The 25,010-nt window shown below is 70.7% G+C and carries 23 protein-coding genes and 1 pseudogene; 12 read left to right on the top strand and 12 right to left on the bottom strand.

Annotated elements, in window-relative coordinates; all coding sequences use genetic code 11:
• Nucleotides 1-218: pseudogene (locus ACWPOB_RS13310) on the top strand (ABC transporter permease); the annotation flags it as partial.
• Nucleotides 219-230: 12 nt separating this feature from the next.
• Here the strand turns inward: ACWPOB_RS13310 and ACWPOB_RS13305 are convergent.
• The 3 genes from ACWPOB_RS13305 to ACWPOB_RS13295 are packed head-to-tail and all read right to left on the bottom strand — an operon-like array spanning nucleotide 231 to nucleotide 2,535.
• Nucleotides 231-560, bottom strand: coding sequence for a cupin domain-containing protein (locus ACWPOB_RS13305; RefSeq protein ID WP_029546350.1), 330 nt, complete (start codon nucleotides 558-560; stop codon nucleotides 231-233).
• Nucleotides 557-1,762 carry a sensor histidine kinase gene (locus ACWPOB_RS13300; protein ID WP_455401104.1) on the bottom strand — a complete coding sequence of 402 codons (1,206 nt, stop codon included), beginning with the start codon at nucleotides 1,760-1,762 and terminating at the stop codon, nucleotides 557-559. The genes ACWPOB_RS13305 and ACWPOB_RS13300 overlap by 4 nt, the downstream gene beginning before the upstream one ends.
• A complete protein-coding gene (locus ACWPOB_RS13295; RefSeq protein ID WP_455401103.1) occupies nucleotides 1,759-2,535 on the bottom strand; it encodes a response regulator in 777 nt (258 codons plus the stop codon). The genes ACWPOB_RS13300 and ACWPOB_RS13295 overlap by 4 nt, the downstream gene beginning before the upstream one ends.
• A gap of 130 nt (nucleotides 2,536-2,665) precedes the next feature.
• Between ACWPOB_RS13295 and ACWPOB_RS13290 the strand changes: the two genes are divergently transcribed.
• From ACWPOB_RS13290 to ACWPOB_RS13275, 4 genes are all read left to right on the top strand, one after another.
• Nucleotides 2,666-2,902: an SHOCT domain-containing protein gene (locus ACWPOB_RS13290; RefSeq protein WP_050036451.1), complete on the top strand. Its 237-nt coding sequence runs from the start codon at nucleotides 2,666-2,668 to the stop codon at nucleotides 2,900-2,902.
• Between the two features lie 48 nt (nucleotides 2,903-2,950).
• Complete coding sequence (locus tag ACWPOB_RS13285) at nucleotides 2,951-4,489, top strand: multicopper oxidase family protein (RefSeq protein WP_455401102.1); 1,539 nt, start codon at nucleotides 2,951-2,953, stop codon at nucleotides 4,487-4,489.
• A gap of 16 nt (nucleotides 4,490-4,505) precedes the next feature.
• On the top strand, nucleotides 4,506-4,961 hold the full coding sequence (locus tag ACWPOB_RS13280) for a hypothetical protein (RefSeq protein ID WP_455401101.1): 456 nt from the start codon (nucleotides 4,506-4,508) through the stop codon (nucleotides 4,959-4,961).
• Between the two features lie 404 nt (nucleotides 4,962-5,365).
• Nucleotides 5,366-7,756: a heavy metal translocating P-type ATPase gene (locus ACWPOB_RS13275; RefSeq protein ID WP_455401100.1), complete on the top strand. Its 2,391-nt coding sequence runs from the start codon at nucleotides 5,366-5,368 to the stop codon at nucleotides 7,754-7,756.
• Nucleotides 7,757-8,018: 262 nt separating this feature from the next.
• Here the strand turns inward: ACWPOB_RS13275 and ACWPOB_RS13270 are convergent, their stop codons facing one another.
• On the bottom strand, nucleotides 8,019-8,285 hold the full coding sequence (locus ACWPOB_RS13270) for an SHOCT domain-containing protein (protein WP_006945984.1): 267 nt from the start codon (nucleotides 8,283-8,285) through the stop codon (nucleotides 8,019-8,021).
• A 522-nt stretch (nucleotides 8,286-8,807) separates the two neighbouring features.
• Between ACWPOB_RS13270 and ACWPOB_RS13265 the strand changes: the two genes are divergently transcribed.
• Nucleotides 8,808-9,521, top strand: coding sequence for a DUF305 domain-containing protein (locus tag ACWPOB_RS13265; protein WP_455401099.1), 714 nt, complete (start codon nucleotides 8,808-8,810; stop codon nucleotides 9,519-9,521).
• Nucleotides 9,522-9,625: 104 nt separating this feature from the next.
• Here the strand turns inward: ACWPOB_RS13265 and ACWPOB_RS13260 are convergent, their stop codons facing one another.
• From ACWPOB_RS13260 to lpqS, 4 genes are all read right to left on the bottom strand, one after another.
• Nucleotides 9,626-10,456: a F510_1955 family glycosylhydrolase gene (locus ACWPOB_RS13260; RefSeq protein ID WP_455401098.1), complete on the bottom strand. Its 831-nt coding sequence runs from the start codon at nucleotides 10,454-10,456 to the stop codon at nucleotides 9,626-9,628.
• A gap of 50 nt (nucleotides 10,457-10,506) precedes the next feature.
• Nucleotides 10,507-11,832, bottom strand: a complete 1,326-nt coding sequence (locus tag ACWPOB_RS13255) for an MFS transporter (protein WP_455401112.1) — start codon at nucleotides 11,830-11,832, stop codon at nucleotides 10,507-10,509.
• Nucleotides 11,793-12,908: a PLP-dependent cysteine synthase family protein gene (locus ACWPOB_RS13250; protein WP_455401097.1), complete on the bottom strand. Its 1,116-nt coding sequence runs from the start codon at nucleotides 12,906-12,908 to the stop codon at nucleotides 11,793-11,795. Before ACWPOB_RS13250 ends, ACWPOB_RS13255 begins: the two co-directional genes overlap by 40 nt.
• 100 nt (nucleotides 12,909-13,008) lie before the next feature.
• Nucleotides 13,009-13,419, bottom strand: coding sequence for a putative copper homeostasis (lipo)protein LpqS (gene lpqS, locus ACWPOB_RS13245; protein WP_455401096.1), 411 nt, complete (start codon nucleotides 13,417-13,419; stop codon nucleotides 13,009-13,011).
• A 222-nt stretch (nucleotides 13,420-13,641) separates the two neighbouring features.
• Between lpqS and ACWPOB_RS13240 the strand changes: the two genes are divergently transcribed.
• A complete protein-coding gene (locus ACWPOB_RS13240) occupies nucleotides 13,642-14,661 on the top strand; it encodes a M23 family metallopeptidase (protein ID WP_455401095.1) in 1,020 nt (339 codons plus the stop codon).
• A gap of 103 nt (nucleotides 14,662-14,764) precedes the next feature.
• Here the strand turns inward: ACWPOB_RS13240 and ACWPOB_RS13235 are convergent, their stop codons facing one another.
• Nucleotides 14,765-15,958 carry an IS110 family RNA-guided transposase gene (locus tag ACWPOB_RS13235; RefSeq protein ID WP_455401094.1) on the bottom strand — a complete coding sequence of 398 codons (1,194 nt, stop codon included), beginning with the start codon at nucleotides 15,956-15,958 and terminating at the stop codon, nucleotides 14,765-14,767.
• A 678-nt stretch (nucleotides 15,959-16,636) separates the two neighbouring features.
• Nucleotides 16,637-17,053, bottom strand: coding sequence for an archease (locus ACWPOB_RS13230; protein ID WP_455401093.1), 417 nt, complete (start codon nucleotides 17,051-17,053; stop codon nucleotides 16,637-16,639).
• Between the two features lie 92 nt (nucleotides 17,054-17,145).
• Here ACWPOB_RS13230 and ACWPOB_RS13225 point away from each other — a divergent pair, with 92 nt between their 5' ends.
• Nucleotides 17,146-18,567, top strand: a complete 1,422-nt coding sequence (locus ACWPOB_RS13225; RefSeq protein ID WP_455401092.1) for an RtcB family protein — start codon at nucleotides 17,146-17,148, stop codon at nucleotides 18,565-18,567.
• 186 nt (nucleotides 18,568-18,753) lie between these two features.
• On the top strand, nucleotides 18,754-19,893 hold the full coding sequence (locus tag ACWPOB_RS13220; protein ID WP_455401091.1) for a serine hydrolase domain-containing protein: 1,140 nt from the start codon (nucleotides 18,754-18,756) through the stop codon (nucleotides 19,891-19,893).
• Between the two features lie 36 nt (nucleotides 19,894-19,929).
• Here the strand turns inward: ACWPOB_RS13220 and ACWPOB_RS13215 are convergent, their stop codons facing one another.
• Entirely contained in the window at nucleotides 19,930-20,610 is a 681-nt protein-coding gene (locus tag ACWPOB_RS13215) for an exonuclease domain-containing protein (protein WP_455401090.1), read from the bottom strand.
• A gap of 351 nt (nucleotides 20,611-20,961) precedes the next feature.
• On the opposite strand from ACWPOB_RS13215, the gene corA reads away from it, so the two are divergent.
• Nucleotides 20,962-22,119 carry a magnesium/cobalt transporter CorA gene (corA, locus tag ACWPOB_RS13210; RefSeq protein ID WP_455401089.1) on the top strand — a complete coding sequence of 386 codons (1,158 nt, stop codon included), beginning with the start codon at nucleotides 20,962-20,964 and terminating at the stop codon, nucleotides 22,117-22,119.
• Between the two features lie 22 nt (nucleotides 22,120-22,141).
• Here corA and lppU read toward each other — a convergent pair whose 3' ends face one another.
• Entirely contained in the window at nucleotides 22,142-22,750 is a 609-nt protein-coding gene (lppU, locus tag ACWPOB_RS13205; protein ID WP_455401088.1) for an LppU family putative lipoprotein, read from the bottom strand.
• A gap of 101 nt (nucleotides 22,751-22,851) precedes the next feature.
• Between lppU and ACWPOB_RS13200 the strand changes: the two genes are divergently transcribed.
• Together ACWPOB_RS13200 and ACWPOB_RS13195 are read left to right on the top strand one after the other, a co-directional pair.
• Nucleotides 22,852-23,919, top strand: coding sequence for an ATP-dependent DNA ligase (locus tag ACWPOB_RS13200; RefSeq protein ID WP_455401087.1), 1,068 nt, complete (start codon nucleotides 22,852-22,854; stop codon nucleotides 23,917-23,919).
• Nucleotides 23,920-23,925: 6 nt separating this feature from the next.
• Nucleotides 23,926-24,978: a DNA polymerase domain-containing protein gene (locus ACWPOB_RS13195; RefSeq protein WP_455401086.1), complete on the top strand. Its 1,053-nt coding sequence runs from the start codon at nucleotides 23,926-23,928 to the stop codon at nucleotides 24,976-24,978.
• Nucleotides 24,979-25,010 lie beyond the last annotated feature (32 nt).

Below are 25,010 nucleotides of genomic sequence, written 5' to 3'. Positions count from 1 at the left end.
AGAGCCCGATGCTGCGGCCGCAGCCGTCGCAGTGGGCGCAGACGCTCCCCGGCTACGGCGCGACCCGGATGATCCTCGACGGCGGGCTGACCGACAGTTTCGACGCCGCCGGGCCGTTGCTGGCTGCGCTGGGGTGGCTGGTCGGGCTCACTGTGGTGGCGGCCTGGTTGTTCCACCGGGCCCCGGCGAGCCCGCCGCGGCCCGGCGCCGGGCTCTGAACCACCCGGAGGTCAGTATTTGGCGACGGTGAGCAGCGCGACCGTGTCGGCGACGGCGTCGATCCGGTGCCGGGTGCGGGGTAGGGCAATCAGGTCCCCGCTGCGTCCGTCCCAGCTCGTCCGGTCGGCGACGACACGGATGCGCCCGCGCAGGATGTACACCGTGGCCTCACCGGGACTGACGTGCTCGGCCATGGACTGTCCGGCCTGCAACGCCACGAGAGTCTGCCGCAGCACGTGTTCGTGCCCGCCGTAGACGGTCTCGGCGCTGCGGCCGCTGGGCGCGGCGGCGGCGTGCGCGGCCAGGTGCCGGGCGAGCGCGTCGAGCGCGAGTTTCTTCATCGCCGCCCCCGGGGACCGGTGCCGGCGTGCACGGTACCCCGCGGAGAAGCGGTGCTGCGGGCGCCTGCGGCGGTGGGCAGGTGCACGGTGAATCGGGCGCCGGTTCCGGCTCCGCCGCTGGAGGCGGTCAGCGTACCGCCGTGGGCTTCGACCAGGGCGCGGGCGATGGTCAATCCGATGCCGCTGCCGCCTTCTTGCCGTCGGCGGGCGGGGTCGGCACGGTAGAACCGGTCGAACAGATGACTCAGGTGCTCGGCGGCGATGCCGTCGCCGGTGTCGGTGACGGTGATCCCGGCTTCTCCGTCGACGGTGGTGGTGGCGACGGTGACCGTGCCCCCGGCGGGGGTGTGCCGCAGGGCGTTGTCGAGCAGATTGCCCAGCACCTGCCCGATCCGGTCCGGGTCGACCGTGACCGCGGCGGGGTGCTCGACGTCTTCGACCAGGGCGACGCCCTTGGCGGCGTAGCGGTCGGCGGCGACGCGGACCGCGGCGTCGACGAGGGTGCGGGTGTCGGTGGGCACGGGCGTGACGGACAGCCGGCCCTCTTCGGCACGCGAGACCGCGCCCATGTCCTCGGCGAGCCGCCCGAGCCGGGCGGTGCTCGACCGCAGGACCGCGAGGGTCTCGGCGTCGGGAACCCGGATGCCGTCTTCGAGGGCCTCGAGGTGGGCATCGAGAGTGGCCAGCGGGGTGCGCATCTCGTGCGCGAGATCCGAGAGCATGCGCCGTCGGGTGGTTTCGACCGAGTCCAGCCGATCGGCGAGCTGGTTGAACGTCTCGGCGAGCTGGTCGAATTCGTGCCCGAGACCGGGGCCGGGCAGACGCACGCCGTAGTGGCCGCCGGCGATCTCCGTGGCCGAGGCGGCCACACCGGTGACCGAGCGCTGCACCCTGCGGGTGAAGTACCAGCTCACCGCCAGCGCCATCAGCGCCGAGACCACCAGCGCGATGGCCAACGAGATGATCATCGCCGAAGTGAACGCCTCCTCCACGTGCGCCGCCTCGGTCGAGACGTGCTCGATACCTGCCTGCTCGAGGTGGTTGTGGAACAGTCCCGGGGCGACGGCGGCGGCCACCAGCCAGGCGCTGATCGCGCCGCCGACGACGACGATCGCCTGCGCGGCCAGTAGCCGGCTGCCGAACCCGACACTGCGGTGCCCGGGCCTCCGCCCTGCTGCCGCCGGTGGGGGTGGTGTGGTCACTGCCCGGCTCCCATGCGGTATCCGACCCCGCGCACGGTGCGCACGAACACCCCGCGGGTGGCGTCGTCGCCGAGTTTGCGGCGCAGGTGCCCGATGTGCACGTCGACCAGGTGTTCGTCGCCGACCCAGCTCGGGCCCCACACCGCGGCGATGAGCTGCGTCCGGGTGAACACCACGTGGGGGTGTGCGGACAGCGCGGCGAGGAGGTCGAATTCGGTGCGGGTCAAGGCGATCGGGATGCCGCCGACCCACACCTCGCGGCCGGCCGCATCGAGGGTCAACGACCCGAACGTACGGCGGCCGGTATCGGTGCCGGACTGCGCAGGGGTGCTGTCGTCGCCGGTCGAGGGCCGGGGGCGCCGCAACATGGCCTGGATGCGGGCGATGAGCTCACGCGGACTGAATGGTTTGGTCATGTAGTCGTCGGCGCCGACCGACAGGCCGACCAGGGTGTCGATCTCGTCGGCGCGGGCGGTGAGCATGACGACGTAGGCGTCGGAGAACGTGCGTAGCTGCCGGCACACCTCGATCCCGTCCAGGTGCGGCAACCCCAGATCGAGCACCACGACATCCGGATCGACCTGCCGGGCGCGCTCGACGGCGTCGAGCCCGTCGTGCACGAGCGTGACCTCGCAGCCGGCGCGTTCGAGGTAGGTGCCCACCACCCGGGCCAGCGCCACTTCGTCTTCGACCACCAGCGCCCGCAGGCCGCTCGGGGGGACCGCTGCGCTCGAGGCAGAGGCGGGGACGAGCTGATCGGAACCGGAGGCCATGTCCCATCGTGACCGCCGCGGCGGGCCGATGGCGACGTTCTTCAGCGAACCTTCATCGAACGCCAACCCGCGGCGTCGGGTAACGGGCCCAGACTCGGATCCGGGCCTTTCGAGGAAGGGAGCGGCCGTGATGTGGGGATCGGGCGCAATGGGCTGGGCCGGCTGGATGGTGATGGCGCTGACGATGATCGGTTTCTGGGCATTGGTGGCCTTCGGCATCGCCGCGCTGTTCCGCACCGGCCACCGCACCGGCACCCCGCCACCGCCGGCCGATCCGCTGCGCGTCCTCGACGACCGTTTCGCCCGGGGCGAGATCGACGCCGACGAGTACCAAGCCCGGCGGCGGGCGCTACGCCCCTACCGGTGAGCGGCGCCGACCTCGTGTCGTCCGTTGTCATCCCGACGTTTCCAGGAGATGTGTGTGGTGCAGATGTCCCGCCGTATGTTTCTGCTCGGTGCGTCCGCGGCCGCCGGGGCGATGGCCCTCGGTGGGCCGGTCGGCTGCGCCCGCACCGGTGTGGCAGGAAATCCGGTCGGGCCGGGCGCCGAGGCGGTGCGCCGGCTCGAGGCCCAACGCCGTACCACCGGGCAGGCGGTGGTCGCCGCGCAGGTGACGGCGCGGCCTGTGCAGGTCGACCTCGGCGGTACGGTGGTCTCGACCTGGGGCTACGGTGACACGCTGCCCGGTCCGCTGCTGCGGGCCCGGGCCGGGGATCTGCTGCAGGTGCGGGTCGACAACCGGCTCGAGGTCGACACCAGCATCCACTTCCACGGCATCGCGATGAGCAACGACATGGACGGGGTACCGGGGCTCACGCAGGAGCCCATCGCCGCCGCCTCGTCGTTCACCTACGAATTCACCGCCCCGCATCCGGGCACCTACTTCTACCACTCGCATACCGGGCTGCAGCTCGACCGCGGCCTGTACGGGGTGGTGGTGATCGACGACCCGGCCGAGCCCGGTGGCTACGACGACGAATGGGTCGTCGTGCTCGACGACTGGGTCGACGGCACCGGCCGCACCCCCGACGATGTCGCCCGCGAGCTCGGCATGCCGGCCCCCGGCCGGCCCGCCCCCCGCGCGGGTGGGATGGGCTCGATGATGGACCACGGCGCGATGGGCGGCATGGGCTCGATGATGGGTGCAGAGAGCATGCGCTCGGACCTGCTCGGCGGTGCCGGCGACGTGGACTACCCGTACTACCTGCTCAACGGCCGCACTCCCATCGACCCGGTGACCCTGACCGCCGCCCCGGGGCGGCGGGTGCGGATCCGGCTGGTCAATGCCGCCTCGGACACCGCCTTCCGCGTCGGGCTCGGGGGACATGCGATGACGGTCACCCACAGCGACGGTTTCCCCGTGGTCCCTCAGGACACCGACGCGGTGCTGATCGGCATGGGCGAACGGTTCGATGTGCTGGTCACCCTCGCCGACGGGGTGTTCCCGCTCTACGCCGCTGCGGAAGGCAAACCCGGCCACGCGGTGGCCGTCGTGCGCACCGCCGCCGGGACGGCCACCACTGATACCCGGCCCGGCGAGCTGGATCGGCGGGTGTTGCTCGGCACCGCCCTGTCCCCGGCCGAGCAGGTGCGGCTGCCCCGACGATCCCACGACAACTACCTGAGCGTCGACATGGGCGGCACGATGGCCCCGTACCGGTGGATGCTCAACGGCGCCACCTTCCCCGACACCGCGCCGTTGACCGTCGCCCAGGGACAACGGGTACGGATGCGGCTGCGGAACATGTCGGCCATGTTCCACCCGATGCACGTGCACGGACACACCTTCGCCCTGGTCGACGGCGGAGCCCGCAAGGACACCGTGACGGTGCGTCCGATGCAGACCGTGGAAATCGAGTTCGACGCCGACAATCCGGGCCAGTGGGCCCTGCACTGCCACAACGCCTACCACCAGGAAGCCGGAATGATGACGACCCTGTCCTACCGCGCCTGACGGACGGAGCCTGCGTATGACGACTCCTCCCGGCGAGCACCATGCCACCGCCGTACCCGCCAGTGCTCCACCGGCGGCCGCGCCGGCCCGGAAGGGCCCGTTGGCCGCGACCTGGAACGCTGTGTCCGCGGCTCTCGGCGCGGTGATGGGGCTGGCGCCGCACGTGCTGCACCACGTCGGCCTGATCGCCGGGGCCGCGCTGGTCACCGGCGCCGGGGGCAACCTGTTGTTCTTCGCCCTCGGGGTGGTGTTCTCGATTCCGCTGCTGCGCCGGCTGTTCCGGCGGTTCCACACCTGGAAGGCCCCGGCGATCGCACTGGTGGTCTTCGCGGCGATGTTCTCGCTCTCCGCTTTCGTGATCGGACCGGCTCTGACCGGCCGCTCGGCCCCCGACCCTGCACCGGCGCCGGGACCGAACTCGGTGCCGACGACCACCGTCCCGGCCGACCATGGCGAACACCACAGCGGCTGAGGAACTGTCACCGCAGGGCCCGGCGGTGCCCGTTTCGGGGGATGCAGAGTCTTCAACAGATCTTCACCGAACCACCAGGCGAAACCCCCACCGCGGCGGGAAGAGTCATCGGCGGACGGTTCCGGTACCCAGCGACCCGTACATCGGGAATCGGAGGAGGCGAGATGGCTGATCATCGCCGGGGCACTGGTACCGACGAGCACGGACCCTGACCCGAGACCCGGACTTCTTCAACGGATCTTCATCCAACCACCAGAAGATGCCGGGGCGGGGCGGGGCAGACTCAGACTCGATCAGCGATGACCGTTCACCGGTGTCGGCTACGGGTACTGCGGTTCGGCGGAACCGCACTGCGTAGGGGGCGAGTAGTGCGTCCCCGCCATCAGAGGGAGGGACCGGATCGAATGAACCGAACCACCGTTCTCGAAGTAGGCGGCCTGCACTGGGCGACGTCGACGCCGGCCATCGAATCGACCCTGCTGCGCCGACCGGGAGTGGCCGCGGTGGAGGCCAACGCGGTGAACCAGACCGCCACCGTCACCTACGATCCGGACCGCACGTCGGTGGCGGAGCTGTCGAAATGGGTACGGGACTGCGGCTATCACTGCGCCGGCCGCTCGGTGCCCGAGCACGTGTGCGACCCGATGAGCGAACCGGCTCCGGGCCCGGGCACACCCGCACATCCCCCGCAGCCGGCGGCGCACGAGATGCCCGGCGGGCACACCGCGCAGGAGATGATGGGTCACGGCGGTCACGCCGGGATGTCGATGGACGCCATGGTCCGCGACATGCGCAATCGGTTCCTGGTGGCGCTGGTGCTGTCGATCCCGATCATGTTGTGGTCGCCGATGGGTCGCGAGATGTTCGGGTTCACCGTCCCGGCGCCGTTCGGCCTGCGCGACGACGTGTTCACCCTGTTGCTGAGCCTGCCGGTGATCTTCTACTCGTCGTGGATCTTCTTCGACGGCGCCTACCGGGCTCTCAAGGCCCGGACCCTGGACATGATGGTGCTCGTCGCCGTCGCGATCGGCGCCGGCTGGCTCTACAGCGTGGGCGTGACACTGACGGGCGGCGGCGAGGTGTTCTACGAGGCCGCCTCCGTGCTGGCGAGCTTCGTGCTGCTCGGGCACTGGTTCGAGATGCGCGCCCGCGGCGGCGCCAACGATGCCATCCGGACCCTGCTCGAACTCGCCCCGCCGATGGCGGTGGTACTGCGCGACGGGCAGCCGGTGGAGATCCCCACCGCCGAGGTCGTGGTCGGGGACCTGCTCCTGATCCGACCGGGGGCGAAGATCCCGGTCGACGGCACCGTCGAGACCGGCAGTTCCGAGGTCGACGAATCCATGGTCACCGGGGAGTCCCTGCCGGTGACCAAGGCCGAAGGATCCGAGGTGATCGGTGCGTCGATCAACACCACCGGCACCCTGCGGGCCCGGGCGACCAAGGTCGGCTCCGACACCGCCCTCGCGCAGATCGTCGCCCTGGTGCAGGAGGCCCAGAACTCGAAGGCTCCCGGCCAGCGCCTGGCCGATCGGGCCGCGTTCTGGCTGGTGCTCGTCGCCCTGATCGGCGGCGTGGGCACCTTCCTGGTGTGGTGGGCAATCGACGGGGACGTGCAGAGGGCGCTGCTGTTCGCCATCACCGTCGTGGTGATCACCTGCCCCGACGCGCTCGGGCTGGCGACCCCGACCGCGATCATGGTCGGCACCGGCCTCGGCGCCCAGCGCGGCGTGCTGTTCAAGAACGCCACCGCCCTCGAGACCTCGGCCCGCATCGACACCGTGGTGATGGACAAGACCGGCACCTTGACCAAGGGCGAGCCGGAGGTCACCGACGTCGTCGTCGACGGTCTCACCGAGGACGAGCTGCTGACCCTGGTGACGGCGGTCGAACGCGAATCCGAGCATCCTCTCGCCGGTGCGATCGTGCGCTATGCCACCGCCCGCGACCTTCCCGCGGTGTCGTTGGAGAACTTCCGCAACGTGCCCGGACACGGTGCGGTCGCCGAGGTGGCGGGCCGGCGAGTGGCCGTCGGCAACCGCAAACTCATGGTCGCCGAGAATGTCGACTTCGGCGCGTTGATGGACCGGCGCGACGAGCTGGCTTCGACCGGCCGCACCGCGGTCCTCGTCGCGGTCGACGGCCGCGGCGTCGGGGCGATCGCCCTGGCCGACGCCGCCCGGGAGACCTCGGCCGAGGCGGTGGCGTCGCTGCACGAACTCGGCATCGAGGTGGTCATGCTCTCCGGCGACAACGAGGCCACCGCCCGGCGCATCGCCGGGCAGCTGGGCATCGACACCGTCATCGCCGAGGTGCTGCCCGGCGACAAGGCCGACAAGATCGCCGAACTGCAACGAGCCGGGAAGAAGGTCGCCATGGTCGGCGACGGCGTCAACGACGCACCCGCCCTCGCGCAAGCGGATCTGGGCATCGCCATCGGTGCCGGCACCGACGTCGCGATCGAAACCGCCGATCTGGTGCTGATGCGTTCGGACCCGCTGGATGTGCCGATTGCGCTGCGCATCGGTCGGGGCACCTTGCGCAAGATGCGGCAGAATCTCGGCTGGGCGGTCGGTTACAACGTCATCGCGCTGCCGATCGCCGCCGGAGTGTTCGAGCCCGCCTTCGGGCTGGTGCTGCGCCCGGAGATCGCGGCGTTGTCGATGTCCGGCTCGAGCCTGATCGTCGCGGTCAATGCGCTGATGCTCAAGCGGCTGCGGTTGCCGTCCCCACCGCAGGAGCAGCCGGCGCCGCGCCCGGCGCCGGAGCCGATCCCTACCAGCCCGCGCCGCTGACCTCACCGCGGTGTCGGCCCCTCCAGGGGTCGACACCGCGGTGGGGTCGGGTGGCCGGCGCGGCCGTAGGATCGGTGGTGTGGTCCTCGTGTACGAGATCGCGCTCGTGCTGGTGGCCGTGCTGATCGTCTGGTTCTCGGTCTACGTGCTGTACCGCCTTGTCACCGACGACTCCGACGGTCGCCACTACCGCCGCTGACACCGCCGCTCCTGAACCCGGCTCACCTGAGGTGGGCAGGGCGATTCGACCTGACTGCGGTGGTCACGCCCCCGGGCCGGGCCGATGGGTGTGCAGGGCGTCGAGACGGCGCCGGTACTCGTCCTCGTCGATCTCGCCGCGGGCGAAGCGCATGGCCACAATCTCTTCCGGCGTCGGGGCATAGGGCGCCGGCGGCGGTGTCGACCGGGGAGTCGCGGCGCGCACCAGCATCACGATGCCGACGATCACCAACGCCCAGAACGCCACCATCCCGACGGTCATGAGCACATAACCCCAACCGTTCATGCCGTTGCCGTACCAGAACATCATCGAAACCACCCTTCCTCGCCCTCGGTCGGTGCCACCGGACACCGGCTGTCCGCCCCTGTCGGCCGCAGCACCGGCACCCGTGTGGGGCAGCGGTGCGCGGTCCCGGTGTGTTCGCTGTCCACGGTGCCCGGCCTCGATGAGCTCTTCGCCGTCGTTTCCGTGAAGATCTGCTCAAGAACAGCGGCGATGGCCGCCCAGGCGTCCGGGTCGGGCGCCGACTGCCGGAGGGGCCGGGGTGGGAAGGGGCGCAGCGTCCACGGTCCGGGTACGGAGCGCCGTGTGACCCCGGCTCCGGGCTCGGCGCGGTGGTTCTTCAGGAAATCTTCACCGAAAGGTCCGAGTTGTCGCCGGGTGCGGCTGCCAGGCTCGGATCCGGACGAGGCGTATCACGCCCGCAGTGGTCCGCGTCCCCCGCCGAGGGGTGACGCGGGCCGGGTTGCCGCAGCCGCTGTGGGGGATGCCTTCGGTATCGCGACCGTGGTGTCGGCCCGGTGCGTGTACACGACGGAAAGGAATGTGCTTGTGAGGAAGAAGTCTCTGGCCACCGGCGCAGTGGCGGTCGCCGCGGCGCTCACCCTGGCCGCCTGCAGCGACTCGGGCAACGATCAGGCCTCGCAGGCGAGCCCGTCGGCGACGGCGACCACCAGCGCCTCCGCCGAGACGGCCGCCGACCACAACCAGGCGGATGTGACCTTCGCCCAGCAGATGATCCCGCACCACAGCCAGGCCATCGAGATGAGCGACGTCATCCTGGCCAAGGAGGGCATCGACCCGCGGGTCACCGAACTGGCCCAGCAGATCAAGGCCGCCCAGGGTCCGGAGATCGAGCAGCTGCAGAGCTGGCTCGCCGACTGGGGGCAGCCCACCGTGCCCATGGGCACGACCAGCATGCCGATGGCCACTCCGAACATGCCCATGTCGTCCCCCGGGATGGAGATGCCCGGACACGACATGCCGATGCAGTCCACCACGATGCCCGGCGGCGGACAGATGGGCGGCGGCATGAGCGGGATGATGTCGGCCGAGGACATGACCGCCTTGCGCGACGCACAGGGTGTCGACGCGTCCCGCCTGTTCCTGACCCAGATGATCGAACATCACCGTGGCGCGATCGCGATGGCGCAGACCGAGGTCGACTCCGGGCAGAATCCCGACGCGGTGGCCATGGCCCGCACCATCGCCGAGACCCAGCAGCAGGAGATCACCACGATGGAGAACATTTTGTCCTCGTTGTGACCGCGAGAATGCCGGCGCGCTCGCGCGGTCGACACGGTGGGGCCCGGCACGCAGGCGTGCCGGGCCCCACCGGTTAGCGGGGAGCACCGCCCGGTCCGACCGCGTCAGTTCAGGGTGTACAAGGCCTCGGCCGTGGCGGCGTAGGCGGTATCGAACCCGGTAGCGGTCAGCGCCTCCACCTGCCCGACGAAGGCCCGCTGCTCCCAGGCGGCGCCGTCCCGGCTGCGCCGGGCGTAGCCGTCGGCGTCGATGCCCCACAGCCCGTCGCCGGTGCCGGCCAGCAGCACGAGGGCGGGTGCGCCCTCGACCGGGGTGAAGGTGCGTGCCAGGTCGGTGCTGCGCTCGAGCCCGGCCGGCGTGATCGCCCACACCGCGTCCGGGGTCAGGGCCAGGGCCGCGGCCGCCACGGTGGCACCGGCGCTCCAGGTGGTGCCGGCGTCGGTGGACACCCGGATGCCGCGGGTGCCGTCGAAACCGACCACCACGGTGCCGTCCGTGGCCAGGGCGTGGAAATCCACCTCTCCGAGCAGGGACCGGTCGGTCCAGGTGCGCCCACCGTCGTCGCTGCGGCGCAGCCCCAGCGGGTTCGGGCCGGGGTTCGACGGACCCGGATGGCCCGAGGCGACCAGCACGTCGCTGCCGGACACCCCGGCCAGTCCCATCAGGTCGTCGTCGGAGGTGCCGACCTCGGTGGTGGCGCCGGACGGCGCGACCGCGACCAGTCCGCTGTGGGTGCCGGCCAGGATCGTGCCGGCGGAATCGACGGTCAGCCCGTGCACGTGATCGAGCGTCGGGGACAACGCAACGCGCGGTGCGGTGGCAGCGCCGGAGGGTGCGGTCGTCGCGCTCGGGGTGTCGGGGGGCGAGCACCCGGCCACGAGCAGGGCAGCTGCGGCCAACGCCGACACCGCGCCCGGCAGGCGGGACACAGACATACGGGGGTTCCTTTCTTCGGGCCGGACGAAAGGGGTGCCCGGCGGGAGCATCATGCCGAGGCCGAGACCTGCTCGTCGGTCGGCGTCGGGGGTGGGGCGGTGAGCCGGCCGGTGCGGTGGAGCAGAAACAGCGCTGCCGCGCACCCGCCCCCGATCGCGGTGAGCAGCACCCAGATCAGCCATTCCAGGCCGGCGTCGGCGGCCCACCCGAACACCGCCCCGGTGCCGAGGTTGCCCAGCAGGATGCCCACCCCGACGACGGTGTTGTAGAACCCGTAGTGGGTGGCCACGAGCCGGTTCCCGGAGAGCGCGACGACGGTGTCCATCTCGAACGGGAACACCGCCGCCGTGCCGACGGCAAGGATCGCCGCCGACAGCACCAACGCCCCGGCGGCCACCGCCCAGAAGGCGCCGGCGGCGGAGGAGGACACGGCTACGGGCACGAACGCAGCTGCCATGATCACCATCCCGACGGCCAGGCTGTGCCCGGGACCCCAGCGGTTGCCGCACCAGGAGGTGATACGTAGCTGCCCGGCGATCGCCACCAACCCGGAGACCACGAACAGCGAGGTCACGAGCACCGTGCCCGATGCTTGGTCCGGGGCGATGACCTCGGCCTGCAGCGGCAAGGCCAGATACACCTGGAACGAGAGAACGTACGAGCCGATCATCGCCGCCGCGAACAGCACGAACGGCCGGTTGGCCACCACCGTGCGCCAGTCGTCGAGTATCGAGTTGCGCGGGCCGGCGGTGGCGGTGGTCTCGACGGTCTGCGCCGGCAGCGCCCGGATCTGCATCACCGTCAGCGCCGCGAACACCGCCGCAGCCACCAGCGCGGTGACCCGGAAGTCCACCGCGGTCAACGCCAGGCCGACCAGCGGACCGAGCAGGATCCCGGCCTGGTAGAAGACGTTGAACACCGCGAACGCCTCGACGCGGCGGGGTCCGGCGTCGGCGGCCAGATAGGCCCGCACCGCGGGGTTGAACAACGCGCCGGCGAATCCGGTGGCCGCCGCGGCCACCAGCACCGCCGGCAGCGAGTCGACGGCGGCCAGCAGCACGAACCCGGCGGTGCGCAGCAGGCAGCCGGCGACGATGAGCGGCTTGTACCCCAGCCGGTCGGCCAGGGTGCCGCCCAGCAGGAACATCCCCTGCTGGGAGAAGTTGCGCACCCCCAGCACCAACCCGACGGCCCAGGCCGCCAAACCGAGCGGGCCGGCCAGGTAGCTCGCCAGATACGGCATGAGCATGTAGAAGCCGACGTTGATGGAGAACTGGTTGACCATCAGCACCTGGCTGGGGCGGTCGAAACTGCGGAAGCGGGTCGCCAGGGTCGTCACGGCCGCAGCTCCGCGGGGTCGACGACGGTGGTGCATCGCGTCCACGAGCGCACGACACGGTCGGTGGGATGGTCGATGGTCACCGGCTCGGTCGGTGCCGGTCCGTCCAGCAGGCCGTGCTCGGCGCAGAAGTCGTCGTTGTAGACGGTGTCGAAGTACCGCTGCGGGCCGTCCGGGAAGATCGCGGCGATCCGAAGGTACGGGGAGTGGGTGCGGGCGAGCCAGCCTGCGGCCAGGGCGACCGCTCCCACGCTCCAGCCACCGCTGGCGTGGTGGGTGGCGGCCAGGGTTCGGCACGACCACACCGCCTCCCGGGGGGCAACCCAGTGCACCTCGTCGAACGCCTCGTAGTCGATGTTGCCCGGATGGATGCTCGACCCCAGTCCGCGCATCAGACGGGCAGCGTCGGGCTGGCCGAACAGGGCCGATCCGACGGTGTCGACGCCCACCAGTTTCAGATCAGGGCAGAACTGGCGCAGCACCCGGGCGATGCCGGCCGAATGTCCACCGGTACCGACCGAACAGACGAGCATGTCGACGCGGCCGAGCTGGGCGAGCAGTTCCAAGGCCAGTGACTGGTAGGCCTCGACGTTGTCGGGATTGCTGTACTGGTCCGGGCACCAGGAGCCGGGGTGGGCGTCGAGCAGCTGACGGACCCGGTCCCGCCGGGCCTGTTGCCATCCGCCGGTCGGGTGCGGTTCGGTGACCAGCTCCACCTCGGCACCGTAGGCGGCGAGCATGCGACGGATGATCGGTTCGAGACCGGGGTCGGTGACCACGGTCACCGGGTGATCGTGGACGATGCCGGCCAGGGCCAGGCCGAGTCCGAGGGTGCCGCTGCTCGACTCGATGATGCGGGCCCCGGGGGTCAGCTCGCCCCGGCTGCGGGCGCGTTCGACCATGTGCAGGGCGGGGCGGTCCTTCATGCCCCCGGGATTGTTCCCTTCGAGCTTGGCCCAGAACCCGGCGCCGGCGTCGGCGAAGGGTTCGCCGATCCACAGCACCGGGGTGTTGCCGACCATGGTGGTCGGCTCCGGGTAGCACGGGGCGGAGGTCAACAGCCGAGCCGACGATCGCGGCGGATTGGAAACGGGGAAGACAGCACTGTTCATGACGAGTCATCTCTGTGGTGGCGCGCACTGAGCGCACGATGCGATGGGCAGCACGAGACGGGCCGGCGGGGTGTCCCCCCGCGGGCCGGTCCGCTGCCGATCAGCACCTGCTGATACAGAGCTCGTCGAGGATCGCCCGGCCGCTGCGGGCCGGGGCAGCCACCGGTGGCGGGGCCCGCGACAGGGTCGGGGCGTGCCGCCAGGCGACCGCAGCCGTAACCACCACCGCGACCAGCGTGACCACCGCGATCGGACGCCCGGCGTTGTCCGCGCGTGGGCCGAGGAACAGTTGGTCGTGGTGAGGATCGAGGCCGGACGAATCGTGATCGACATGGGCATGCCCGGGCGCCGTTTCCGCACCGGGTTGCGCGGTCGCACTCACGTGCACGTCGTCGTGATGATGGCGGTCCGCCACGGTGAGACCACACTGCACCAGGGTGTGGCCGAGAAGGTAGAGGACGACCAATGCGACCGCGGTCCGCAGGGGCGGAGAAGTCGATCGGGCCGTCACAACTCCCCGACTGTAGCAGCGCATCATCGCCGACCCGGCCGACCGCCCACCCCGCCGCCCCGTTTCGGCACCCGCCCCGACACTGCTGGGTCAGCGGGTGAGTATGCGATTGGAGAGACGCAAGTGATGAAAGTGCACTAGCGTTACGGTGTGTCGCCTTGACAAACACGCATATACCTCTCCAATCGGACATATTCTCGTGAGGCGGCGGGAGGAGGTGCCATGCACCGCACGCACGGCGGCCGGTGGGCCGCCTTGATCCTGGGAGCATCGACGGCGGGGCTGACGGCCCCGCTGCTCACGGCGCCGACGGCCGGAGCGACGCATGTGCCACCGGAGCCGGTGGCGGTGTCCGTGGCCGATGCGCTGACCACCACCACCGGAGCCGATCCGGCCGGGCAGGTGGTCGATCCCGCTCGATGGCAGACGGTAGCGAACATCGCTACCGGCGGCGCGCGCGCCGCCCGGGACAACGGCGCACTCGCCGACACGGTCGCCACCCTGCAGTCCCTGGCCGGCTGCGCGGCCCGATGGAGCGCCCAGGGCCCCTCGGCCGGGGCGAGCCTGTTGTCGGTGTGCCGCACCGAACTGGCCGGACTGGATTACAGCATCGCCCCGCGTCTGCTGGCGGCACTGACCACCGACCCCGGTACACCCACCGCACCGGGTCGTCACGGCCCCCCGGCACCGGAGCCTCGAACGCCGCCCGAGGAAGACGACGCGCCGGCTGCGGGCATACCCGATACGGACCCCGGCAACGAGAGCGCCGCCGGGCAGGAAGACCCCGGCGCCGCACCGGCAGGCCCCACCCCGCCGCGCCCGGCCGAGGGCGGGCGCTGGGGCGGGACCGGCCGGTCCGTCGCCCCGACCGCCGGGGTGATCACCTCCACCTTCGGTGACGGGCGCGGACACGGAGGCATCGACATCGCCAACACCATGGGCGCACCGATTGTCGCCGTCGCCGACGGGGAGGTCATCAGCGCCGGACCGGCACAGGGCTACGGGCTGTGGGTACGCATCCGGCACGACGACGGCACGGTGACCACTTACGGCCACAACAACGCCAACCTGGTGAAGGTCGGGCAACGAGTCGAAGCCGGGCAGAAGATCGCCACCGTCGGAGATCGCGGCAACTCCACCGGACCCCACCTACATTTCGAGGTCGAAGACCGCTCCGGCGCCAAGACCGACCCGGCGCAGTGGCTGGCCGACCGCGGCACCCCCATCATCGCTGCGGACTGACCTCCGAGCGGGCGGCGCACGCCAGCTCGAACGAACCGGTGCTACGCCGTGCGCGCCGGCCCCGGCGGGTTCCGAAGTGCGGGGGGTGTCCCTATGGTTCCTGTCAAGCCGCTGAGGGGAGCGGCGCCCGGTAGAGTTCCTTGTTTTTCAGCATGGCGTAGAGAACATCGCAGCGGCGTCGGGCGAGGCAGATCAGGGCGGCGTTGTGCTTTTTCTTCTCGGCGCGCTTTTTGTCGTAGTAGGCGCGACTGGTGGGGTCATGGAGGGCGGAGAATGCGGACAGGAACAGCGCTCGTTTGAGCTTTTTGTTCCCGGATCGGGCCGGGTGCTCGCCACGGATCGATGAGCCCGATTTACGGGTGACCGGTGCGATGCCGGCGTAGGCCGCCAGGTGTGCGGCGGAGGCGAAGGCGGAGCCGTCACCGACCTCGATCAAGACCCGGGCTGCAGTCCTGAAACCGATGCCGGGCATCGAGGTCAGGACCCGGGAAAGAGGGTGTTCATCGAGCGCCCTCTCCACCTCCTCGGCGACTGCTTTCCGTTGCTGAAGAGTCTCTTTCAGGGTGCCGGCGAGTTTGGGGAGGATGGTCTCGGCGGCTTGGGTACCGGGGACCACCACGGTCTGCTCGTCGAGGGCGGCGAGGATCTCGTCGACAAGTCGGGTGCCCATGCGGGGTGCGTGCTTGACCGCGATCGCGGTGAGCTTGCGCTTGCCTGCCTTGCGGATTCCGGCCGGTCCACCGCAGCGGGAGAGGAGCTCGAGGACCGCCGGATGGGCGATGCGGGGTCCGAGGACCCGCTCGAGCGCGGGGTGGATGGAAGTGAGCAGACCGCGGATCCGATTGCTCACACGGGTGGCCTCACCGGCGAGATCGTCATCGAACCCGACGAGGACCTCGAGCTCGGCGAGGGCCTCGTCGTCGGTATCGACCCGGCGCAGGGTGTGCGGCATGGTGCGGGCGGTATCGGCAATGATGAACGCGTCTCGGGCATCAGTTTTCGCCTGTCCGGGGTAGAGGTCGGCGATGCGGCGCATCGCCAGTCCGGGCAGGTAGCCGACCTCGTGGCCGCCTACGCGGGCCACGGTGACCGGCAGGGCGCCGATCGTATTGGGTTGGTCGACGACCACCAGCACCGATCCGTGGCTGGCCAGGCGGTCGAAGACCGCCCGCAGTTTCGCTTCGTCGTTCGGCAACGCCTTGTCGTAGATCTTCTTTCCGGCGGCGGTCAGTCCGACGGCGTGGTGCTCGCCTTTGCCGACGTCGATGCCGCAGTACACCGCATAGTTCGAGTCCATTCAGGGGTCGTCCCTTGTGTCTCGGTCGGCCGGTCGCCGATCCGGCATCGACGCCCGGCACCCACGTTACAAAGAGACCTACACAATTTCGGTTGGCCGTGTCCCTATCAGCGGTCCGTCGACGCCACCACACCCGGCGACACCACCCCCCGGATCATGCGTGAGACAGGGGCAAGGAGTCATACCGGGTCTGGCGACCGTAGTCCTTCTGTGAAGGACCGTAAATAAGGTAACGGGCGGCTCACTCATGCCGTGCCCGGGCACCGAAAGTCGAGATCTCGTGAAGATCTGTTGAAGAAGACGGATCTCGCACTCGAGGGGACACATCGGGGAGCGGCAGAGGGCGATAGTGGGACGATCCCGCCCCCGAGGGTTACTCGGCTCCAGGAAAGGCCACGGCCGTGAACATGATGGGCATGATGGACCAGGCGCACACCCTGCTGCACCAGCTGATGATGTGGCTCCACCAGATGGGCGGGATGCCCATGATGAACATGCCGATGTAGCGCAGCCGCTCGCCGGATCTCGCCGACCAGCCGGGGCTCGGCCCCGGCAACGGGCACCGTGCCCGGCACGCAATCCCGGCCATCTACAGCGGAAAGTCACCGCGGCGAGTGCGCCCACACGGTCGCCTGCGCTCGGCGTGCCGCGACCGGTACCGCGGCGCTCGTCGCCGGTTCACACGTCCAGCGTCACCGAGCACGACCATCCGTCCGGTCCGCGGTCGAGGCGCAGCTCGTGGAGCGACACCGCCTTCGGGACCGCACCGATCTGGGCCGCCGCGGCGGCGTCGACCATCGAGAACCGCGCCTCCGCGGTGCCGCCGCCGGATTCGACGACCACGTCGATCGGGATCTCCCCGGCCGTGTCGAGCAGATAGATCACCTCGTCGAGCACCGCGACGAGCAGGTCCTCGCCGCTGTCGGCCGTCAACAGGCGGTTGCGGACCCGGCCGGGTCCCGCGGACGAGATGTCGGCGAAGCTCGCGACGGCGCCGCGCACCGCCTGCGCGATGCACTCGTCACGGGTCGGTGCCCACGCCTCGATGCGCAGATCCGCCGTGTGCGGCACCGACCGGTACCCGCTTCCGTTCATGATTCGCTCCCGGGCCTGTGCAGTAGGCACTGCAGATCCTATGGTGGAACGAGGCCGCCGACGTCGCGTTCCCGCCCCCGGATCGGACAGTGATGAGGATCGTCGAGGAGACCCCGTACCGGTTCCGGATCGATCGGGCCGGCGCGATGCGCGTACCCGGGATCGTCTTCGCCGCCCGGTCCCTGCTCCCCGCCGCGGAGGGGGACGAGGCGCTCACCCAGGTCGCCAACGTCGCGACGCTGCCCGGCATCGTCACCGCGTCGTTCGCCATGCCGGACGTGCACTGGGGTTACGGCTTTCCCATCGGTGGGGTCGCGGCGACGGACATCGACGACGGCGGCGTCGTCTCCCCCGGCGGCGTGGGCTTCGACATCTCGTGCGGCGTGCGGCTCCTGATCGCACGCGACGCGGACCGGTCCGCCCTCGCGTCGCGCCTGGGTGTGCTGATGGACCGGCTCGGTCGCGTCGTACCGCGCGGCATGGAGACCCGGGGCGTGTGGGAACTCCCGGACCGCACCGTGCTGCGGCAGGTGCTCGCGGGCGGCGCCCGCTTCGCGGTGGAGCAGGGGCACGGTGTCGCCCGCGACCTCGAGCGGTGTGAGGACCGTGGCGTGTTGGACGGCGCCGACCCGGATGCGGTGAGCGACCGTGCCGTCGAGCGGGGCCTCGGTCAGCTCGGCAGCCTCGGGTCGGGAAACCACTTCCTCGAGGTCCAGGCCGTCGAGCGGGTCTTCGATCCGGACACCGCGCGGCTGATGGGGCTCGACGTGGGCACGGTGTGCGTGATGATCCACTGCGGATCCCGCGGCCTCGGCCACCAGATTTGCACCGACCATGTACGTGAGATGGGTAAGGCGATGGGCCGCTATGGGATTCACGTCCCCGACCGGCAGCTGGCGTGCGTTCCGGTCCGGTCGCCGGAGGGGGAGGCCTATCTCGGGGCCATGGTGGCGGCGGCCAACTACGGCCGGGCCAACCGGCAGTTGCTCACCGAGGCGGCCCGCCGGGTCTTCGAGGAAACGGCCGGCACGACCCTCGACCTCCTCTACGACGTCTCGCACAACCTGGCGAAGATCGAGCGGCACGAGGTCGGCGGCCGGGTCCGCGTGCTGTGCGTGCACCGCAAGGGCGCGACGCGGTCCCTGCCGCCGGACCACCCCCACGTGCCCGTCGACCTCGCCGACGCAGGGCAGCCCGTGCTCATCCCCGGCACGATGGGCACCGCGTCGTACGTGCTGGCCGGTGTCGCCGGGAATCCGGCGTTCTACTCCACCGCGCACGGGGCCGGCCGGGTGCAGAGCCGGCACCGTGCTGCCCGGCACACCGACGGCCGGGCGGTGCGCGACGCACTCGAGACGCACGGGGTGCTCGTGCGGGGAAGCTCGTGGCGGGGACTCGCCGAGGAGAAGCCGGAGGCGTACAAGGACATCGACGCGGTGGCGGAGGTGAGCGAACGTGCGGGCCTGGCCCGCCGGATCGCCCGGCTCGTGCCGCTCGGCGTCGTCAAGGGGTGAGCGCCACCGCCCGGGCCGAATGTCACATTCAGTCGACTGCATCGATGCGATGGGACATTCGGTCGCCGGCCGGGCCGGAATCCGTGCAGCGCTTCAGTGATTGACATCACAGAACGCAGTGCGCATACTCGTCCGAGTTGAACTCGAAATCAACTTTGGCTGGCACCCTCACTTCAGGAGTAGTCCATGTCCGACATCCACGGCGTCTGTGACCCCCGGTTCTCCGCTCTGCGCGAGGCACTCGAACGCAATCTCGAATCGGGCGAGGACGTCGGCGCGTCGATCGCAGTGACCCTCGACGGCGAACCCGTCGTCGACATCTGGGGCGGCTCCATGGACGCCGGCGGAACGCGGCCGTGGGAACGGGACACCATCACCAACGTCTGGTCGTGCAGCAAGACGGTCACCGCCCTGGCCGCCCTGATGCTCGTCGACCGGGGGCAACTCGACCTCGACGCACCGGTGGCGCGGTACTGGTCCGACTTCGCCGCCAACGGCAAGGACGGGATCCTGGTCCGGCACCTGCTGTCCCACACCTCCGGCGTGTCCGGCTGGGACCAGCCGTTCACGATGGACGACCTCGCCGACACCGCCAAGGCCACGGAACTGCTGGCGGCACAGGCGCCGTGGTGGGAGCCCGGCACGGCCTCCGGCTACCACGCGCTCAACTACGGGCATCTGATCGGCGAGGTGGTGCACCGCGTCGACGGCCGGACGCTGACCGGCTTCATCGAGGAGGAGATCGCGCGTCCCCTCGACGCCGACTTCCGCCTCGGCGTGGCCCGCTCGGACTACTCGCGCGTGTCCGAGGTCATCCCCCCGCCCCCGCTGCCGATCGACCTCGCGACCCTCGATCCCGCGAGCGTGATGGTGAAGACCTTCACCGGTCCGCCCGCCGACGCCACGGCGTCCTGGAGCGACGGTTGGCGCGAAGCCGAGATCGGCGCGGCCAACGGGCATTCCAATGCTCGTGCCCTGGCGAGGATCCAGTCGGTGATCGCGTGCGGGGGACGGGTCGGCGACGTCCGCCTGCTCTCGGCCGACACCATCGACACGATATTCGATGAGCAGTCCTACGGCATCGATCTCGTGCTCGGCGTTCCCATCCGCTTCGGAGTCGGATTCGGGCTTCCCACAACGGAATCGGTTCCGTTCATCCCGCAGGGGCGGATCTGTTTCTGGGGCGGCTGGGGTGGATCCCAGATCATCGTCGACACCGAGCGCAGGATGACCGTCGCGTACATGATGAACAAGATGGGACCCGGCCTGCTCGGCTCCGATCGCTCGGCGGAGTACGTCTCCGCCGCGTTCGCCGCCGTGCCGTGAGGCCGGACGTCGGAACCCGCCGCCCGGAAACTGCTCTCAGGCTATACCGCGGATGGGCCATTGCGGGTCCACGTCCGACACGTCTCGCCCGAGGCCCGAGAGGTACTCGGCGAAATTGCGTTGCCGCTCCGCGTGCCAGGCCGCCTGGTCCGTCATGATGTCCAGGTCGGCGAGCTGCGGGAAGCGGGTGCACAGCGCCCGCGCCAGTTGCCCGGCCGCGAGTGCGTCCGCCTCGGCCTGATGGGCGGCGGTCAGCGTGACGCCGTACGCAGCGCAGACCGCCTGCAGGGTGCGGCTGCCCTCGCGGCCGCGGTCCATCTCGCGGTCTACGACGTACGGGTCGAACACCAGGCCCGTGGCGAGTCCCGGTAGGCCCAACCGGCGGCCCTCGGCGTCGATCACCGTCAGGTCGTAACTGGCGTTGAACGCCACGACGATGTGATCGCGGACCCAGGCCTCGGACAGTGCCTCGCGGATCTGGGTGTATCCGGCCGTGTACTCGAGGCCCTCGGCGCGCGCCCGCTCCGTGGTCACGCCGTGGATCGCCGACGTCTCCTCCGGGATCTCGATGCCCGGATCGAGCAGCCACGTCCGCGACGCGACGGTGTCGCCGTCGAGGACGACGACGGACGCGGTCACGATGCGCGCGATCCGCGGATCGCGGTCGGTGGTCTCGAGGTCGAACGCGCAGATCGGTCGATCGGGCCAGTGCGTCATCGGGGGGTCCTGTCGTCGGTCGGTCGGGCGGTCGGGCGGTCGGGGCGGTCACGGCGATTGTGGCCGCAGCCACCGACACCGTCCGCCGGGCTGCGCGACGTCGTGCGCCGGACCGGCCGAAATGGCTCCGCGCGGCACGAAGGCGTACGCTGCTGGTGTTTCGTCAGGCCCCCGGCGCGGTTCCGGGTGATGTGGAGGAGGTGGGACTCGCGATGCGCAGTCGACCTCCGAGTACCGGCTGACGGCAGCCCGTACGCGCCCTTTCGGTGCGCGACGGTTGCCGTCGCGTGTGCGTCCCACGGCGAATGCCCTCGCCGTCATCCCCCGTGCCCCCCGAAAGGCCGTGCCGACATGCTGCCGAACCGTTCCGTCCGTGCCCTGCTGCCGCGTCGCTCCGCGTCGGCGACCGCCGACCCGTCCGCCGGGTTCGGTGCGTCCCTGCACCCCGCCGTCGCGTCGAGTCCCGGCCGTGACGGCGCGGCGGGGGCGGAGAGCAGCATCGTCGACAGCGCGGTCTACCGTGACGGCCGCCGCGTCGCGTCGCCGGCGACGCTCGCGCAGGCCCTCGACTGCCTGCCCGAGCCCGGCTCGATGGCGTGGATCGGGATGTACCGGCCCACCGACGCTCAACTCAATGCCGCCGCAGAGCAATTCGAGCTGCACGAACTCGCGGTCGAGGATGCCATCGCCGCGCATCAGCGCCCGAAGCTCGAGCGGTACGGCGACACGCTGTTCGTCGTGCTGCGTGCCGCCCGCTACGTCGACGAATCCGAGCGGGTCGACTTCGGTGAAGTGCACGTCTTCGTCGGCCCGACGTTCGTGCTGACCGTCCGGCACAGCGAATCGCCCGATCTGTCGGCGGTGCGGGACCGGATGGAGAGCGAGCCGGATCTGCTGCGGCTCGGCCCCGAGGCGGTGCTCTACGCGATCCTCGACGCCGTCGTCGACGGGTACGCGCCGGTCGTCGCGGGCTTGCAGAACGACATCGACGAGATCGAGACCGAGGTGTTCAGCGGCGATCCGCGGGTCTCGCGCCGCATCTACGAACTGTCCCGCGAGGTCATCGAGTTCCAGCGGGCGGCCAAGCCGCTGCTCACCGTGCTGTCCGGGCTGTCGTCGGGATTTGCCAAGTACCGCACCGACGACGAACTGCAGCGCTACCTGCGGGACGTCACCGACCACGCGACGACGGTCGTCGAGCAGGTCGACAGCTTCCGTCAGCTGCTCGGCAACATCCTCACGGTCAACGCCACGCTGGTCTCGCAGATGCAGAACGAGGAGATGCGCAATCTCAGCCGGGCCAGCATCGAGCAGAACGAGGAGATCAAGCGGATCTCGGCGTGGGCGGCGATTCTGTTCGCGCCCACGCTGATCGGCACGGTCTACGGGATGAACTTCGACACCATGCCCGAATTGCATTGGGCCGCTGGATATCCCATGGCCCTACTGATGATGGTCATGACGTGCGCGGGGCTCTACGCGATCTTCCGCCGCCGCGGCTGGTTGTAGTCGGCCGCGGCGGACGGCGACCTCAGAGTGTGTCGGTGCAGACCACGAAACGACGCTCGCTGTAGACGAATCCGCCCTCGGAGACGGAGCAGTCGTTCACGTTGTCGGTGTTCTGCAGGATCTCGGTGACCTTCTCCGTCTCGGGGCCGGGCGCGGCGCAGTCGACGCGTTGCGGGTCCTCGCCGGAGATGTCCATGCAGCTGTCCACCACCCAGTCGACGTCGAGGCACAGGGCACCCACCTCGACACCGGAGGAGGACTCGTAGTAGGTCTGGTCGGCGTCCGAGACACACTGCTCGCTGGAGTCGACGATGTCGATCACCTTGTAGTTCGAGTCCATGCTGCCGCAGGTCGCGTTCTCGATGGTCGCGTCGTCCACGGTGCCACCGAGGCGCACACAGTCGCCGATCTCGACGTCGATGTCCAGGCCGGAGGAGCCGGGGGACGTCGGTGCCGTGGTAGTGGTCGGACGGCCGGTGGTGGTCCGGGTATCCGATGCACTGGCCGACGTGGTCTCGGACCCGGACTCGGGCACCGCCCGGGGCTCGACGTCCGATCCGCACGCGCCGAGTACCAGAGCCGCCGCGGCCAGCGCGACGGCGGTGCCGCTCACCCGTCGAATGAAGTTCATGGGGGGAGAGCGTACGGAATGTCCGCCTCGGGCGGGAAACGTAGGGTGATTTCTCGCAAATCCGGCGGGCACGAGTCGGCTCCGGGTGCGACCATGGGCCGGTGCAGCTGCCCGTCGCTCCGCCGATAGCACCGATGCTCGCCAAGGCCGTGTCCGAGGTCCCGGCCCAGCCCACCGACGGCGACCCCGAGTGGTCGTACGAGCCGAAATGGGACGGCTTCCGCGCCGTCGTGTTCCGCGACGGCGACGAGGTGGTGTTCGGCTCGCGCGGCGGCAAGGACCTCGTGCGCTACTTCCCGGAACTGGCGGCTGCGGTGCGGGCCGAGCTGCCCGCCCGGTGCGTCGTCGACGGGGAGATCGTGGTGCCGCGCCCACGCGACGGCCGGATCCGGCTCGACTGGCAGGCGCTGTCCGAGCGAATCCACCCGGCGGCGAGCCGCATCGCGTTGCTCGCCGAGCAGACCCCCGCGCAGTTCGTCGGCTTCGATCTGCTCGCGATCGGTGACGAGAACCTGATGGAGGCGCCGTTCGCGCGGCGCAGAGAGCGGCTGCGGGCGGTGGTCGGCGGCGGCCCCAGCTGCCACGTCACGGCCGCCACCCGCGACGCGGACATCGCCGGCCGGTGGTTCGCCGAGTTCGAGGGTGCCGGTCTCGACGGGGTCGTCGCCAAGCGTCTCGACGGGCCCTATGTGCCGGACAAGCGGGAGATGCTCAAGGTCAAGCACGCCCGCACCGCCGACTGCGTGCTCATCGGCTACCGGCCGCACAAGAGCATCGACGGGGTCGGGTCCCTGCTGCTGGGCCTGTACGACGGCGGCGACGAGCCGGTGATGGTGGGCGGTGCGTCGGCGTTCACCGTCGACCAGCGCAAGGAGCTGCTCGCCGAACTCGCACCGCTGCGGGTCGGCGCCGACGTCGTCGCCGAGGGGGAGCCGAGCCGGTGGCGGACGGCGGTGGACCGCCGATGGATACCGCTGCGGCCGGAGCGGGTCCTGGAGGTGGCCTACGACCAGATGGAGGGCAACGCCGAGACCGGCCTGCGGTTCCGGCACGCGGCGCGGTTCCTGCGGTGGCGACCGGACCGCGAGCCGCGCAGCTGCACCTTCGAGCAGTTGGACGTGCCGGTGCGGTACGACCTCGGCGACGTCCTCGACCGGACAGGAGTGTGACCTCCGGTGCCCGACGCGAAGCGTTCTCCCTCGGTGGAACTGGACGTCGGCGGCGTGCCCGTCCGCCTGTCCAACCCCGACAAGGTGTACTTCCCCCGGCTCGGAGAGGCCGGCGCCAAGCGCCGCCTCGTCGAGTACTACCGGACCGTCGCGACGGCCGGCTCGGCGCCGCTGCTGCAGGCGCTGCGGGAGCGGCCGACACATCTGCAGCGGTTCCCCGACGGGATCGAGGGCGAGGAGATCTACCAGAAGCGGGTGCCTGCCCGCCGGCCCGACCACGTCGCGACGTGCGAGGTGACGTTTCCGTCCGGCCGCACCGCCGACGTGCTGCGGGTGCGCAGCGCGGCGGACGTCGTGTGGGCGGCGAACCTGGGCACCGTGACGTTCCATCCGTGGGCGGTGCGGTGCGGGGACGTCGACCGCCCGGACGAGTTGCGCATCGATCTCGACCCGCAGCCGGGGACCGCGTTCGGCGACGCCCGCGCGGTCGCGCTCGAGGTGCTGCGACCGCTGCTCGACGAACTGGGTCTGGTCGGTTTCCCGAAGACGTCGGGCGGCCGCGGCCTGCACGTGTACGTCCGCATCGTCCCGGAGTGGGACTTCGTCGGCGTGCGCCGCGCCGGGATCGCCCTGATGCGGGAGGTGGAACGCCGCAGCGGCGGCCGGGCCACCACCGCGTGGTGGAAGGAGGAGCGCGGGCAGCGCATCTTCCTCGACTTCAACCAGAACGCCCGGGACAAGACGATCGCGTCGGCGTATTCGGTGCGGCGCACCCCGATCGCGACGGTGTCGACACCCCTGACGTGGGACGAACTCGTCGACGCCGAGCCGGACGATTTCACGATCGCGACCGTGCCGGGGCTGCTCGAGCGCCGCGGCGATCCGATGGCTGCGATGGACGAGACCGCGCAGGCGCTCGACGTGCTGCTCGAGATGGCCGAGCGGGACGCCGCGGCGGGCCTCGGCGACCTGCCCTACCCGCCGACCCACCCGAAGATGCCGGGCGAGCCGAAGCGGGTGCAGCCGTCCCGCGACACCGACCGCAGGCGGCCCGGCTAGGGATGCACCGGGGCGGTGACCTCTCGTGACCG

This window comes from Rhodococcus sp. 2H158 (genome assembly GCF_053764755.1).
This window is presented reverse-complemented; position numbering and strand designations above follow the sequence as displayed.

Coding starts and splice junctions, on each gene's coding strand:
- ACWPOB_RS13305 (WP_029546350.1), bottom strand. CDS start 560: ATGAAGAAACTCGCGCTCGACGCGCTCGCCCGGCACCTGGCCGCGCAC.
- ACWPOB_RS13295 (WP_455401103.1), bottom strand. CDS start 2,535: ATGGCCTCCGGTTCCGATCAGCTCGTCCCCGCCTCTGCCTCGAGCGCA.
- ACWPOB_RS13290 (WP_050036451.1), top strand. CDS start 2,666: ATGTGGGGATCGGGCGCAATGGGCTGGGCCGGCTGGATGGTGATGGCG.
- ACWPOB_RS13285 (WP_455401102.1), top strand. CDS start 2,951: ATGTGTGTGGTGCAGATGTCCCGCCGTATGTTTCTGCTCGGTGCGTCC.
- ACWPOB_RS13280 (WP_455401101.1), top strand. CDS start 4,506: ATGACGACTCCTCCCGGCGAGCACCATGCCACCGCCGTACCCGCCAGT.
- ACWPOB_RS13275 (WP_455401100.1), top strand. CDS start 5,366: ATGAACCGAACCACCGTTCTCGAAGTAGGCGGCCTGCACTGGGCGACG.
- ACWPOB_RS13270 (WP_006945984.1), bottom strand. CDS start 8,285: ATGATGTTCTGGTACGGCAACGGCATGAACGGTTGGGGTTATGTGCTC.
- ACWPOB_RS13260 (WP_455401098.1), bottom strand. CDS start 10,456: ATGTCTGTGTCCCGCCTGCCGGGCGCGGTGTCGGCGTTGGCCGCAGCT.
- ACWPOB_RS13255 (WP_455401112.1), bottom strand. CDS start 11,832: ATGCACCACCGTCGTCGACCCCGCGGAGCTGCGGCCGTGACGACCCTG.
- ACWPOB_RS13250 (WP_455401097.1), bottom strand. CDS start 12,908: ATGAACAGTGCTGTCTTCCCCGTTTCCAATCCGCCGCGATCGTCGGCT.
- ACWPOB_RS13240 (WP_455401095.1), top strand. CDS start 13,642: ATGCACCGCACGCACGGCGGCCGGTGGGCCGCCTTGATCCTGGGAGCA.
- ACWPOB_RS13235 (WP_455401094.1), bottom strand. CDS start 15,958: ATGGACTCGAACTATGCGGTGTACTGCGGCATCGACGTCGGCAAAGGC.
- ACWPOB_RS13230 (WP_455401093.1), bottom strand. CDS start 17,053: ATGAACGGAAGCGGGTACCGGTCGGTGCCGCACACGGCGGATCTGCGC.
- ACWPOB_RS13225 (WP_455401092.1), top strand. CDS start 17,146: ATGAGGATCGTCGAGGAGACCCCGTACCGGTTCCGGATCGATCGGGCC.
- ACWPOB_RS13220 (WP_455401091.1), top strand. CDS start 18,754: ATGTCCGACATCCACGGCGTCTGTGACCCCCGGTTCTCCGCTCTGCGC.
- ACWPOB_RS13215 (WP_455401090.1), bottom strand. CDS start 20,610: ATGACGCACTGGCCCGATCGACCGATCTGCGCGTTCGACCTCGAGACC.
- corA (WP_455401089.1), top strand. CDS start 20,962: ATGCTGCCGAACCGTTCCGTCCGTGCCCTGCTGCCGCGTCGCTCCGCG.
- lppU (WP_455401088.1), bottom strand. CDS start 22,750: ATGAACTTCATTCGACGGGTGAGCGGCACCGCCGTCGCGCTGGCCGCG.